The 13674-nt window shown below is 47.8% G+C and carries 12 protein-coding genes, 1 tRNA gene and 3 pseudogenes; 10 read left to right on the top strand and 6 right to left on the bottom strand.

Features of this window, described 5'->3' with window-relative positions; all coding sequences use genetic code 11:
- Positions 1-125: 125 nt before the first annotated feature.
- A tRNA-OTHER gene (locus ABGT73_RS00165) sits at positions 126-214 on the bottom strand.
- 321 nt (positions 215-535) lie between these two features.
- On the opposite strand from ABGT73_RS00165, the gene ABGT73_RS00160 reads away from it, so the two are divergent.
- Both ABGT73_RS00160 and ABGT73_RS00155 read left to right on the top strand, forming a co-directional pair.
- The gene (locus ABGT73_RS00160) at positions 536-1150 is read left to right on the top strand and encodes a helix-turn-helix domain-containing protein (protein ID WP_346667833.1); all 615 of its coding nucleotides are present in this window, start codon (positions 536-538) and stop codon (positions 1148-1150) included.
- 116 nt (positions 1151-1266) lie between these two features.
- Entirely contained in the window at positions 1267-2517 is a 1251-nt protein-coding gene (locus ABGT73_RS00155) for a hypothetical protein (RefSeq protein WP_346667832.1), read from the top strand.
- 160 nt (positions 2518-2677) lie between these two features.
- Here ABGT73_RS00155 and ABGT73_RS00150 read toward each other — a convergent pair whose 3' ends face one another.
- Positions 2678-3250, bottom strand: coding sequence for a hypothetical protein (locus ABGT73_RS00150; protein WP_346667831.1), 573 nt, complete (start codon positions 3248-3250; stop codon positions 2678-2680).
- A gap of 314 nt (positions 3251-3564) precedes the next feature.
- On the opposite strand from ABGT73_RS00150, the gene ABGT73_RS00145 reads away from it, so the two are divergent.
- The 7 genes and pseudogenes from ABGT73_RS00145 to ABGT73_RS00115 form a co-directional block, all read left to right on the top strand.
- Complete coding sequence (locus ABGT73_RS00145) at positions 3565-3858, top strand: hypothetical protein (RefSeq protein ID WP_346667830.1); 294 nt, start codon at positions 3565-3567, stop codon at positions 3856-3858.
- A 71-nt stretch (positions 3859-3929) separates the two neighbouring features.
- Positions 3930-4454: a flavodoxin domain-containing protein gene (locus ABGT73_RS00140; RefSeq protein ID WP_346667829.1), complete on the top strand. Its 525-nt coding sequence runs from the start codon at positions 3930-3932 to the stop codon at positions 4452-4454.
- Positions 4455-4771: 317 nt separating this feature from the next.
- A pseudogene (locus tag ABGT73_RS00135) lies at positions 4772-5971 on the top strand (IS256 family transposase); the annotation flags it as partial.
- A gap of 559 nt (positions 5972-6530) precedes the next feature.
- On the top strand, positions 6531-7052 hold the full coding sequence (locus ABGT73_RS00130) for a nitroreductase (RefSeq protein WP_205151839.1): 522 nt from the start codon (positions 6531-6533) through the stop codon (positions 7050-7052).
- A 60-nt stretch (positions 7053-7112) separates the two neighbouring features.
- Positions 7113-8477: an MATE family efflux transporter gene (locus tag ABGT73_RS00125; protein ID WP_346667828.1), complete on the top strand. Its 1365-nt coding sequence runs from the start codon at positions 7113-7115 to the stop codon at positions 8475-8477.
- Entirely contained in the window at positions 8474-9877 is a 1404-nt protein-coding gene (locus tag ABGT73_RS00120; protein ID WP_346667827.1) for an MATE family efflux transporter, read from the top strand. Before ABGT73_RS00125 ends, ABGT73_RS00120 begins: the two co-directional genes overlap by 4 nt.
- Before the next feature lie 24 nt (positions 9878-9901).
- A pseudogene (locus ABGT73_RS00115) lies at positions 9902-10015 on the top strand (sigma-70 family RNA polymerase sigma factor); the annotation flags it as partial.
- A 181-nt stretch (positions 10016-10196) separates the two neighbouring features.
- On the opposite strand, the gene ABGT73_RS00110 reads toward ABGT73_RS00115, so the two are convergent.
- The 4 genes from ABGT73_RS00110 to ABGT73_RS00095 all read right to left on the bottom strand — a co-directional run bounded on the left by ABGT73_RS00110 (position 10197) and on the right by ABGT73_RS00095 (position 12847).
- Positions 10197-10463: an RloB domain-containing protein gene (locus ABGT73_RS00110; RefSeq protein WP_346667826.1), complete on the bottom strand. Its 267-nt coding sequence runs from the start codon at positions 10461-10463 to the stop codon at positions 10197-10199.
- Complete coding sequence (locus tag ABGT73_RS00105) at positions 10406-10873, bottom strand: RloB family protein (protein ID WP_346667825.1); 468 nt, start codon at positions 10871-10873, stop codon at positions 10406-10408. Before ABGT73_RS00105 ends, ABGT73_RS00110 begins: the two co-directional genes overlap by 58 nt.
- Entirely contained in the window at positions 10870-12078 is a 1209-nt protein-coding gene (locus tag ABGT73_RS00100; RefSeq protein ID WP_346667824.1) for an ATP-binding protein, read from the bottom strand. The genes ABGT73_RS00105 and ABGT73_RS00100 overlap by 4 nt, the downstream gene beginning before the upstream one ends.
- Positions 12079-12334: 256 nt before the next feature.
- Positions 12335-12847, bottom strand: coding sequence for a helix-turn-helix transcriptional regulator (locus ABGT73_RS00095; protein ID WP_346667823.1), 513 nt, complete (start codon positions 12845-12847; stop codon positions 12335-12337).
- 305 nt (positions 12848-13152) lie between these two features.
- On the opposite strand from ABGT73_RS00095, the pseudogene ABGT73_RS00090 reads away from it, so the two are divergent.
- A pseudogene (locus ABGT73_RS00090) lies at positions 13153-13569 on the top strand (AAA family ATPase); the annotation flags it as partial.
- Between the last annotated feature and the right edge of the window lie 105 nt (positions 13570-13674).

The following is a 13674-nucleotide window of genomic DNA, read 5'->3' as shown; positions in this document are numbered from 1 at the left end:
CACATCCATCATAGCACGGACCCTGCGCCATTTCCAGCCCCCGGGTAGGATTTTCCACCGGGGCCCAGCCCCTCTTCCCCGGAAAAGAAAAAGGCCGCCCTGTCACGACTGACAGGACGGCCTTCTGGCGGAGCATCAGAGATTTGAACTCTGGCGGCGCTGTTAACGCCCTATCGCATTTCGAGTTTTGTGTCCCGAATGCCGTCTGTGCTCCCCCAGGGTCAAAACAGGCCGTTTCGTCCGGTCTATTTTGACCACGCCACGTGGATTTCCGGCGCATCCGCCCACAAAACCGCGTGGGTACAAGTAAAAGTATACTACCACCCTTTGGGGCGAAAAGCAACGCCTTCCGGGAAAAATGCAAGATGCCGTGCAAGATAACCGACAGGGCATCTGGCCCGCCGGGGCAGGTTCTGGCCAGTTTGTCCCGGCGCAGAATTTTCCCGCAGGCGAGAAAATCACCCCAAAATCCAAGAATCTTGTCATACAGATACGGTTTCTCCGGGTCCGAATTTCATCAAAGGAGAATCCGACCATGAACGAACAGACCGTTACGCAAGACCGGCTGGCAGAGGAGATCGACGCGCTGCTGGCGCCCTATCCCGATCCCATGAGCCGCAACGACTTCCGCATCGCCTGCCACATCGGCACCCGCACTTCCCTGTATCTTCTGCAGAGCGGTCTGGTGCCCTGCCTCCACACCGGCAAACGCACCCGCTGCTACAAGATCGCCAAGGTGGACGTGGCCGCCTACCTGCGCCGCCGTCTCACCGAACCGGAGCATTACGCTCCTCCCAGCGGGTGGTACAAGAACTATCCGCAGCGCAAACCGCCCGCCGTATCCCTGACCCGTACCCTTGACTACGAGATCGTCAGCCGCCTGCTGCTTCGCCGCCATCTGGAACAGCAGCTGGCCGACGCCCCCGACGTGCTGACCGTAGAGCAGATCGCCCGCTTCACCGGCTATACGCCCCACACGGTCTCCCGCTGGTGCACCGAGGGCCGCCTGCGCACCATCCAGCGCCGCCCACGGTTCATGGTGCCGAAAACGTGGCTGCTGGATTATCTGGTATCGGATGATTATAACAAGATCACGAGGAAGAGCGGGAAACATTACGGGATGATACAGGAGATGATATTGAAGCCCTAGCAGTCAAAGAAGAAAACTTAAAGTGCAGACAAAGAGTGCATATCCCCAACCAGGATATGCACCCATTCCATTTTATGTTAAAATAGAAAAAATCGGATATTTTGAGGGCTACCACGATGGACAGTGAATTTTATGACTTGGATTCCAACGAAGAGAATGTCTCTAGAACTTCTTCAAATAGTTGTGACACAGATAGACTTTCGATTGGTATAGATTACTCGCCATACGAGGCTCTTGGAGAAAGCATAAGAGAAAGTATAATTAAAACACAGCTAAACATTGATACAATAGCTCAAACACTGCAAAGCACCTGTGAAGCAATTCTAAACACTGCCAATGTACTGGTAAATGCTGCGTACAAAATCAAGCAAATCCTTACGAATATTATTCCAACCGATTATTTCCAAGATATAATAACGGCGTGGCAGGAAATTCTCAACAATCCAAACAGTGTTATAAATTATACCAATTATGAGAATAAGCTGGACAATTTTCACTGGGCCTGGCCATTTCAGTTTGATGCATCGACCATCAAGGAACTTACCGAGACAGTTAATGATGAGAAAGATTTTGACAAATATATGGTCAAATATTTTTCAGCAGGCAAAGACAACGAGTTAATTGCAGCTACTGAAAACAAATTGCCCAAAAGTCAAAAGTTGCTCTTCAGGCAAGTAGCCACCGCATACAATAATCATGACTATGCAATAGCAAATAATGCGTTAATGTCCATATTGGATAATCTTCTGTCTAAGTATCTTGAAAATAAAGGGCAGACAAAAAGGAATGGAATTTTCAAACCTTTAGTGGTCCTTTATTCAGATATTTCCACTTCTTGTCTAACGGTAGAAGCATTCCAACTGATGATGTTATCTCATAATATCGATTTTATTTTTCAAAATTTTTCGTTTAATGAAAAGATTACAATTGACACCAATAAGAAGGCCAGAAGGCATCCCTCCGTACATGGTTTTAAATACTCCAACAAAAAAGTGGATACCCTCATGCTGATAAATTCCTTGAACGAATTATTATCACTGCAGGGTTTTATAAAGTCATTTGAAGGCACCTTAAAATTTGAGCGAAATAAAGGATTTTTTATCGCTGAAGCCAAACAGGGGAAAGTTCTTCGCCCCCTGATGAAAGAATGGATCTTGCTGATTTTAGAGGAGCAGGGCAGTCTAACAAATAGCCAAATAATTCATATGTTAGGCGAACTCGGTATTTGTTTTCCGTTCGTCAATTCTAAATACGTCTCTTCCCTCCTTCAGGATATGCGAAGGGTTGATCACTCCATTGAAAACAAAAAGGCAGATGGACACACAAAATGGTTTATAACTACTCAGGAAAGCAGTAAGCAAAAATGAGAAGACATGGTTTTCAGATTTCTGGTTCAATGAAGTTGTGACACATCATCTGAAAAGATATAGCAAACCATGTTCCTTTTTATCTACCTTTCAATTTGTGAGACTTATTCCATCCCATCCGATCTTTATATGATAGACCGTCAAATTGCTCTTTTTTCTTCTAGCGCTGTGCGCCTTTTTCTTTGTGTGATGCAAAGGCCACAATGGCATCCACATTATCCACAATAAAATGCTGGGCATCCTCGCTGTACAGAACAACTTGGTACGGGCCGTACTGTCCCATTCGGTTATCCACCGAGATTCCCAACTTTTCCCCGCTATTGGTAGGACGGCGACGCTGTGTACCCGCCACATTTTCCACCAGCTTGAGCATCCCTACTTCCACCAGCCAATCGGTGATCTGGCGATAGCTGATCTTCTTGCAGTCCTGTGTACCGACAGCCTCGTTCATCCGCCGGGCCAGCTCGCTGGCAGGAATGGGCCGGGAAGAAAACTCCACCCGTTCCCGTTCCTCCAGGCTCAACCGGAAAGCCTGTTTTTTGCCGGTTTTCTTGGCCGTTGTTCCTTGCATCTGCTCCTGCAGAAACGCTGATGCCAAAAACAGGCTCCGTGACACCCGCACATCGTTGACAATATCCTCCTCTGGCAAAGGCTGTCCGGTAAAAGGGTGCAGTCCTTCCGCCAGGCTATCAATACACTGTTTGACCTTACGCAGTTTTTCCACGTCCGCCATGAGGGTGCCTCCTCGTTTTTCTTTTACTTACAGTATAAACGTGCAAGGCTTTCGTTGCAACGTGCAAATGTCGCCTCTTCCTTACCAGCAGATTCAAATTCTTGTATATCCAAATCGTTTTGTCTATAATGGAGACAGTATCTTTCAGTGTATACAAGAAACCGGCGTCAAGCCCTTGCAAACCGATGTTCATTTTTAAAGAAACGGAACGGCCCTCTATCGCATTCTCTTGGTCTTTGGGTGCTATTCCTGTGAAGAGTCTATCTAAGCTTCACAATTTTGATATCATATCCTTTTGGGAGAGGTACCTAACGATGGATTATAGTATTTTGATCAACCTCTTACGTACAAAGCAGATTGTCACCCCTTTGGAGAAAGACATTTTGGATACTTGGAACGAGTTACAGAAAACTCCGTTTGATATGGATTCTTCCCAAAGACAAATCCTATCAAATGCAATCAGCCACCCGGATATAGCCGTTAAGGTCACCACTTTGCCGACCACGACCAGTAAACCGTCTTGCGCGATTACAGAAATGGACAATCGATATATCCTTCAATGTCAGTTAGCATTTTTAGCTGAAAAAGAACTGCAAATCCGTAACTGATGATACGTCGTAACACAGAGAGTATCGTTAACTGTCCCCTTGTGTCTCACAATCAAATTCGGAGGAAACCTATGAACCAGATCATTGTGTATGGCAGTGAATACGGCACAACGAAAAGGTATGCTGAAAAGCTGTCGCAATTAAGTGGTATTGACGCCATAGGCTATGAAGATGTAAAAACACTGCAGAATTACAGCAGAATTATCTATTTGGGTGGTCTGTACGCAGGCGGTGTCAAGGGATTAAAACGCACCGTGAAGCTCATCCCGCCTGCGGCAAAATTGCTTTTGGTGACTGTAGGGCTCGCGGATGTAACCGATCCGGAAAACATCCGCAACATTCGCCAATCCGTCTCTAAACAAGTTCCGGCAAACCTCTTGCAAAACACAGTCCTGTTTCATCTGCGAGGCGGGATTGACTACAGCAAACTAAGCGTTTTACACAAAACCATGATGACGCTTTTGTATAACAAAGCGAAACGTCTACCGGACGAGAAGAAAACCGCTGAAGTCAGGGCCATGATCGAAACCTATAACACCAAGGTAGACTTTGTAGACTACAATGCATTAACTCCCATCTTGGAACAAATCCGATAAACTCTTTCTGCCATTGCGCCCCAAGCCGCTCAGTTCCACCGTGGAGTAAACTCCGGTGCAGAGCGTGGCATGCCAAAACAATGATAAAAACGGGGAGCCGGGTATTTGCCCGGCTCCCCTGTTCTAGTATAAGCACACTTTGAATGATTGACGAAGTCTGTATAACACGGCCCCGTTTTTTCTAATCATTATTCTAATAATCATAATTAGCAAAGATAAGGTACAATAAGTTTCGCAAATTGAAAAGTAGATAAAAAGAGACATGGTTTGCAGCCCTCTGGTAGAATGAAGTCACGACACACCATTCTGAAAGGAGACAGCAAACCATGTCCGAAAAGATTGTACAGCTTAACGAGGAAGTAATCAAGGGTCAAATCAAAGAACTGGTACGAGGCAGCGTAGAGGAAACCCTCAACGAACTGCTGGAGGCCGAGGCGGAGAAGCTGACCCAGGCGGCCCGGTACGAGCGCAATGAGCAGCGTCAGGGCTATCGCAGCGGCCACTACAACCGAAATCTCACCACTACATCCGGGAACGTTACCCTGAAGGTGCCCAAGCTCAAGGGGATCTCCTTTGAAACCGCCATCATTGAGCGGTATCGCCGCCGGGAGAGCAGCGTGGAAGAAGCCCTCATTGAGATGTACCTGGCAGGCGTATCCGTTCGGCGTGTGGAGGATATTACCGAGGCCCTCTGGGGCAGCAAAGTCTCTCCCTCCACTATAAGTGAGTTAAACAAGAAAGCGTATGTCCACATCGAGGATTGGCGGAACCGTCCTCTGCAAGGCGGACGATATCCGTATGTCTATGTGGATGGGATCTATCTGCGCCGTAACTGGGGCGGCGAATTTGAAAACGTAGCCATTCTTGTGGCAATTGCGGTCAATGAGGACGGATACCGTGAGGTTCTGGGTGCCGCCGAGGGCATGAAGGAGGACAAGTCCAGCTGGGTCAGCTTCTTCCAGTGGCTGCGTGGCCGAGGTCTGGACGGTGTGAAACTCATTGTTGGCGACAAGTGCCTTGGTATGCTGGAGGCTGTAGAAGAAGTATTCCCTGAAGCCAAGTACCAGCGGTGTACTGTCCATTTCTACCGCAATGTGTTCTCAGTCACTCCTCGTTCCAAGGTAAAACTGGTAGCCAAAATGCTCAAGGCGATCCACGCCCAGGAAAGCAAGAAAGCAGCCCGGGAAAAGGCCAAAGCTGTGGTGGAAGAACTGCGCTCCATGAAACTGAAAGAGGCGGCCAAGAAGGTAGAGGATGGCATTGAGGAGACGCTGACCTACTGCGATTTTCCCAGCGAGCACTGGACTCGCATCCGTACCAATAACGTTATTGAACGACTCAACCGGGAGATCCGCCGCCGTACCCGTGTGGTGGGCAGTTTCCCGGACGGCAATTCCGCCCTTATGCTGGTCTGTGCCCGGCTGCGCCATGTGGCCGGCACCCAGTGGGGCAACAAGAAGTACATGAACATGAAGCACCTGGAGGCCGCCCTTGAAGATGCCTCCATTGCTGGCTGACTTCACTCATGCCAGACCCTGCAAACAAATTTGCGCATAACTCTTGACGGTACCTTAGCAAAAATTAGCAAATAATTAGAAGCCGAAAAAATCGGTTGATATCCTGTAGAAATAGATGCGCACTTCCCGCCATTACACAACTTTGAGCACTTTTGAAGCAACAAGCGGACAAATTACTCCATCCCGCATTCCGGGTCGCTCCAAAATTATCGCTCTATTCAATTTTTTCAGAAGTCTTTCCTGCTACCAATAGCCTTTTCCCGGTTCGGCATGCTATAATAAAGCAAATTGAAAGGCACGTCGGAGGTGTTTGTGATGACCCCAGAGCAAATGCTCATGTGCCATAAAGTAACACAAAAAGCAACAGACAGCCGCCACAATTCCGTAAAGATTGATGCTTGACGGTCTCCCGAAAGCTCGCTATAATAATAGACGTAAAATTTGAGTGGACTTTTCCGGATTCGGTCATCTTTTTGCCACACAACTGTCTTATGATAGTTGTGTGGCTTTTTTGTTGCCTGCATCTCGGAAATGTTGACAGAATGGAGGATGATTTTTTATGGAAAACAACTTCTTATCTCTGATCAAGACGCGCCGTAGTGTACGGGCTTACAAACCGCAACCTGTCCCTTCCGAGGCGTTGGACGCTGTACTGGAAGCCGGGACTTATGCACCTACCGGCGGAGGACGTCAATCCCCTACCATCATTGCAATCACAGACCCTAAATACCGGCAGGAAATCGCCAGGTTAAACGCAGAAGTGATGGGGAACAATACAGACCCTTATTATGGCGCGCCTGTCGTGATTTTGGTTCTGGCAGATGGCTCCGCAAACACCTTTGTAGAGGATGGAAGCTGCGTCCTTGAAAATATGATGCTCGCCGCCCATGCTCTTGGGCTGGGAACCGTATGGGTACATCGGGAACGTGAGATTTTCGACAGTGAAAGCGGTAAGGCTCTCCTGCGGGAGTGGAAGCTGCCGGAAACCTTGCGTGGCGTCGGAGCGATTGCATTGGGTTATCCAGCTAAGGAAGCCGGTCAGCCCGCAGCACGCAAACAAAACTATATTGTTCGGATTTAATAACCTGCTGTCCGGCGCAATTTTTTTTGCGCCGGACACTTTGTGGAGAGGAGGGAAAGTATGCAGACCAATAACAAAATGGCGGTTGCGCCCGTTGGAAAACTCATCTGGCAAATGTCGATACCGCCGCTGATCTCCATGTTTCTGCAATATTCCTATAACCTGATAGACAGCGCGTTTGTAGCGCGGCTGAGTGAGAATGCGTTGACGGCGGTTTCCCTGTCGTTTCCCATTACAACTCTGATGAACGCAGCTTCTATTTGGATCGGCGTTGGTGTGAATGTGTTGATTGCGGGGTATCTTGGACAGAAAAAGCAGGATGAGGCGAATGCCACCGTCACACATGGATTATTGCTGGCCTTTGGAATTGGTGCTTTGCTCAATCTTCTGTCATTACTGATTATGAAACCCTATTTTCGGGCATTCACCAGTAATGAAGAAATCTATCAGTTGAGTATTGCCTATATGGGTGTATGTTCGTTCATGCAAATCCCCAATATGGTGCATATCGCAATCCAAAAGATGATACAGGCCACCGGGAATATGGTTGCTCCCATGTGGTTCCAGATTGCGGGCGTGGTCGTTAATTTTGTATTCGACCCTATCCTGATTTTTGGTATTGGTATTTTTCCGGCTATGGGAATCCGCGGTGCTGCGGTGGCTACTGTTGCGGGTTATTTGTTGTCCATGATTTTGGCGTTTGCTTTGCTGCTGGGCAAAAAGCAAAAAGTGCAGGTAAAAATCAAAGGCTTTCATTTGCAGAAACAGATGATCCGCCGTATTTTTGCCTTTGGCCTGCCATCTTTTATTATGAACGCCCTCAGTTCGTTTATGGTGACGTTCGTCAATCTGTTTCTGGTGGCGTATTCTGATACGGCGATTGCATTCTTCGGTGCATATTTTAAGGTGCAGCAGTTGATTGTTATGACGGTAAATGGCTTGATCCAGGGTTGCCTGCCAGTCATGCGGTTTAACTATGGCGCAGGGAACAGCGAACGGCTGCATTCCGCTTTCCGATACGGAACTGCTTTGGTCACCGGCATGATGATACTGGGGACGTTGGCTGTCATCCTTTTTCCGGCGCAGATTTTGGGATTGTTTACGGCATCGGAAGCCATGCGCTCCTTTGGAATATCCGCTATGCGGATTATGGCGACAAGCTATCTGTTTTGCGGTCTTTCTACTATGATTTCCACCTATTTTCAGGCCACAGAAAAAGTAGGTTCCAGCATGGCGATTCAATTATGCAGGCAACTGCTTTTCCTTATTCCATCCCTATGGTGTCTGGACAAATGGTTCCATCTGAACGGAATCTGGCTTGCATTCCCTGTCGCGGAAACCGGCACCTTGCTCGTTGCTCTCATAATGATGGCTTGGTATCACCGTAAAAAAATCATAGCGTGTTCTGCGAAGGAGGAATTATGAACGATACTTTCATGAAAGAGAAGCCGGTATTACCGCTGATTTTATCCATGTCCCTGCCGATGGTGTTATCCATGCTGGTCAATTCCCTCTACAACATTGTAGACAGCTTTTTTGTCGCACAGATCAGCGAGGAAGCTATGACGGCGTTATCACTGGTTTACCCGGTTCAAAATTTTATCAATGCTGTCGGAATTGGATTTGGTGTTGGAATCAACGCAGTGATCGCTTTCCATCTGGGCGCGGGCGATAACAGCAAAGCGGATCAAGCCGCTACACAGGGGCTTGTGTTTGCTATCATTCATGGCGTTGTTATGACAGTCTGCTGTATCGCCATCATGCCGGTTTTCCTGCGGATGTTCACTTCATCCGAAGCGGTCATTGAACTTGGCGTCCGCTATTCTATCGTTGCGTTCGCCTTTACGCTCATTGTTACCGTCAGCATGGCGTTTGAGAAACTGTTCCAGGCAGTAGGAAACATGAAGACAACCATGATCAGCCTGATGTGCGGGTGCATCACAAACATCGTCTTAGACCCCGTTCTGATTTTTGGCTATGGCCCATTCCCGGAAATGGGAATGGAAGGCGCTGCGCTGGCAACCGGCATCGGACAGGCTCTGACACTGGCGATTTACCTTGTAGTCTATCTTTTGCGGCCAATTCGCGTGCATATCCGCAGGCAGTACATTTTGCCCAGCAAAAAGATGGTCATCAAGCTGTATTCTATCGGCATTCCCGCAACCCTGAATCTTGCACTTCCGTCTCTTTTGATTTCGGCGCTCAATGCGATTTTAGCTGCCTATTCCGAAGTGTATATTCTGGTTTTGGGGATCTATTACAAATTGCAGACCTTCATCTATCTTCCGGCGAATGGCATTGTGCAGGGGATGCGCCCCCTGATCGGCTATAACTACGGTGCAGGGGAGCACAAACGAGTCAGCCAGATTTATCAGATTGTTTTGTGCATGAGCGGTATCATTATGGTGCTTGGAACCGCGATATGTCTGCTGATCCCCGGCCAGCTGATAGGGCTGTTTACCCACACGGAAGCGACGATCCAGGCCGGGGAAACTGCCTTGCGCATCATCGGGGCCGGATTTATCGTCTCGGCGGTTTCTGTTACTTCTTCCGGCGCATTGGAGGGGCTGGGGAAAGGCACGCCCTCCTTACTGATTTCTCTTTGCCGGTATGTAGTGGTACTCATCCCGGCTGCGTTTTTACTCAGCAGGTTTCTCGGAGCGGTTGGCGTCTGGAATGCGTTTTGGATCACGGAAGTGATTACTGCGATCATATCCATGTACGTTTACCGCAAGGTAATAGCAAAGCCAGCCGAGCCAGCGGGCGGTCAAGATGAACGGCGCATACGCGCCGCCGCCCGCAGCCCCGCCCGCCTTTGCAGATAGGCAATCAAGGGGCGACAGCAAGGAGTGCTGCCGCCCCGCACTATTATTCAGAGAGGGGGAATTTCCATGACCGACTTTGAAGCCTATCAGGAGTACATCCAGCGCAAGCACAACGCCTTTTGTAAGGCAGTAATCCGCTAGCGAGCTGCTGAACGCACTGCAAAGCAAATAATCCTAAAAGCAATAGGCAGCCCCCTTTACCAAGGGAAACGCCTTTGCACAATAAACCATAAGAGCCGTATGAACCCATCTTCGGACCTTCCCGGAGATTTCGTTCATACGGCTCATTTTTTGGCTTTTAAATTTTTTCGGCAAAAGCCTATTCTTCCAGAAGATACGGTTTTAATTTTTCAACCAACCTATATACCTCTGTTCCCGGAGCGGATTCTGCCGGCGTTTTCCCTTCGTTTTTCGCCGCCAACCTTTTGGCATTGGCAATAGCAGTCTCCATATAGGGAAATAACACCTGATACATATCCTCTCGATTTTTCCGGTACGCATCCAATCCCTGTGCACACATCAACTGGCTTAACTTCGGGAAATATTCATTTCTGGAAACATCAGATTGAAAGTAGCAAAAATGCAAAAGAAACCATAACTCAATACACTAATTGGACCAAAGCGCATGATATTCTGTTTCCTCGTTGGAATTGATTTCGCACAAATTCTGCACTTCATTGATGTGTTCGCAGGGAAATCATCCGTGTCATATACAATCCATACATGCTTATACACGTTTGGCGATATTGCAACGAGGGCCTTTGCTTTCTCAAACAGTGAAACGGTATTAAGACCCGCCCCTTCAATTTGCAATTGGATTTTTTGAGGATGGCGTCGGTTGATTTCATTTTTTATTGCTTCGAAATAGGCTGGTTCAGTTTTTGTGCCTTCTGTGACAATCAGATGATATTCCGGCTGAATCCTTTTCACTCGATCCTGTCGGCCTTTCATCCAGCTTTTGCCCATATCGCTCTTTTTGGGTGGCTTCAAGCTCACTCGAATTCACCCCCAAGCATATTGGAAAGATACGGATCTGCTCCATATCGGCCTTCCATATACTGCTTGTCATATGCAGCGGTGTTCTTTACTCTCTCATTATCCTCATTGCGGATTTCATACAGGGAATAAATTTCGCTCTCATGCTTCGCATTTTCTGCAGCGAACCAAATCTCATCTCTGCGAAAAACGGTATTTTTTAAAGTGTACATATCGTGAGATGTGAACAGCAGCTGCGCACCATGCTGGTTGATTTTCTTATCCTTAAACAAAAAGATCACATATCGCAACAGCTTTGGGTGCAGTTTTGCGTCCAATTCATCAATAATAACTAAGCGCCCCTGTGCAAGAGCCATAAGCAAGATGGGTAAAGCTGCAATAATTTTGCGGGTTCCTTCGGATTCTTCCTGAAACGGAAGTTCAACCTTTTGCTCACCGATCTGCCGCTGTGTAAATAGCCGCTTTGTTTCTTCATCGTACCGATAATCCACGATATCAATGTCCATATCATGCAGAGCCTTTAGCAAATTTTGCTTAAACTTATCATCATCGCTCAACATGATCCGATGCTCCACCATGGGGTGCGCATAATTCTGTACGATACAGCTTTCAAACCAGTATAGCACTTCATTGATTTCGGGAATATCATAGTTGATAGCCAGAAAAGACACATATGGCATCTTGGGATTTACGGCAGTATTAATTCCTCTTTCCTTCGATAAGGTGTACCCAAGTTCTATGGTGCTTCCTTCACGTTCAAAAATCGTTGCGCTCCTTTTCGCACCAATTATCTTTCGGTATAGGCTTTCCGATATAACTTCTTCATCTTTCAAGGAAATATAATAGCAATATTCGTTGTTTTCTATTCTAAAATAAATTCTGAATTCAGTAGGACTAGACGCTGATTCGTGATCATATAAAAATGGAACCGCTTCCGTTTTCTGCTGGAAGATATACTGCTGGCGATTTTTTCCCAACTCATGGACCGGTCTTGCAACAGTCGAAATTAAGCAGGCAAGTGCTTCCAGAAGGTTAGACTTACCTCCACCGTTTGGTCCGTACACAACCGCTACTGGTAGCAAGTCGGATGCCTTATCCTGTGTAATCAAAGTATCCTTAAACTCCGGCAATGTCGCCGCCTGAAAATCGAAGGTAGTTTCGCTCTTATAGGATCTAAAATTGTGAAACGAAAACTGGCAAAGCATTTGCACACCTCCTTTAAGTAATATTATAAAGATTATAAACTCAGATTTCAACGCTTTATATGCGTTTTAAGAAAATATTTTTACGAAATCGGCTATATAGCTCTTTTTGGATACTTATTGTTTATTATTATTTAATCTACGATGTTGTATCTGTACAATTCTATATTCTGCCCTTTTATATTATCAAAATCATTTACTATCCTTTGGGAGAAAAGGTCTTCTTGCTTATCAAACCACAACGTTCACTGTTTTCAGATTATTTATCCGCACTCTCCGGCCAACAAATCTTCCACTCAAAGTATTCCGCTTCGGTAATTTCTCCTTGGCGAAGCTTCCGCTGCACTTCCGCCCAGTCTTTAAGGAAATCATTCAGGATCGTCGAATTGAACCACATGGCCACAGGGCTGTCCGGCGGCCAGTCATCGTTATCATCATAGTGCAACGAAAAATCCGGATTGGCGTTGTGCCGGGTCTCGGACCGCTGTGTCCGGACCAGGTTGATAATACCGGGCACTTCCTCATCCAGCCAGAACAGTTGTTCCATCATATCGGCAGCCGCACCGTTTCCGCCTTCCGACAAGGCCATCGCAGACACATTCATCGCTTCGGCCATCTTCTCCAGCAGCGGCTTTTTGGGAATCCGATACCCCATCTCATACTGGGCGATGCGGTTGGCGCCGCCTGCGCCCAGCCCGATCTTCTCTCCCAGTTCCTTCTGCGTCATCTGCCGATGGCGGCGTATCCGCTTGATTTTTTCGCCGGTTGTCACGGTTTTGCTCCTCTCCAAGCCGTTATCGCGTCCACGGATTTCCCGTGGGCGCGTCTTTTTGTATTCATTGTACCCTACCCTTCCCTGTTTTACAAGGAAATTGTAACAAATTTGCGAAATATATTGACGTTCGCTTTTTTGCGAATTATAATATTCTTATCAAATTTGCGAAAGTTTAATAGAACATCCGCAAATGATTACAGAAAGGAGATTTGCCTATGATTATCCAATCCGTACACTTCCATTCTACGAGGGTCGCATGTCTGCGAAACGCCTCATCCCGGAAAAAGAGCTGAAAGCCTGCTATGGCCTGCTGTTTGCCGACTATCCCGATTTGGCTGTGCCTGTGGCTTTGCCTGCAGCTGGCCCGGGGCGGCGAGATCTGGGGCCGCACCACTCAGCCACAGACTGTACTGTACCTCTGTCTGGAGGACACCTACGCCCGCATCCAGGGGCGTTTGTTCCGCCTGACCGAGGATTCCGTTCCCAGTCGGTTGTACTTCCAGACCGGAAGCTGCGCCATCGGGGACGGACTGGAACTCCAGATCGAGAAATTCCTGTCCCAACACCCCGAAACCGGGCTGGTGGTCATCGACACCTTACAGAAGGTCCGCACCGCCGACCCGAACAACGGCGCTTACGCCAGCGATTACCAGGATATGAGCGCGCTGAAATCCCTGGCGGACCGCCGCGGCATCGGGTTGCTGCTGGTGCATCATCTGCGCAAACAGGGCGCATCCGACCCGTTTCAGCAGATTTCCGGGTCCAATGGCCTGATGGGTGCCGCCGACACCATCTGGCTGCTGCAGCGCCAGCGAATGAGCGAC

It is taken from the genome of uncultured Subdoligranulum sp. (assembly GCF_963931595.1).
GTDB lineage: Bacteria > Bacillota > Clostridia > Oscillospirales > Ruminococcaceae > Gemmiger.
Note: the sequence above shows the minus strand (reverse complement) of the source record. Positions and strands in the feature narration are given on the sequence as shown.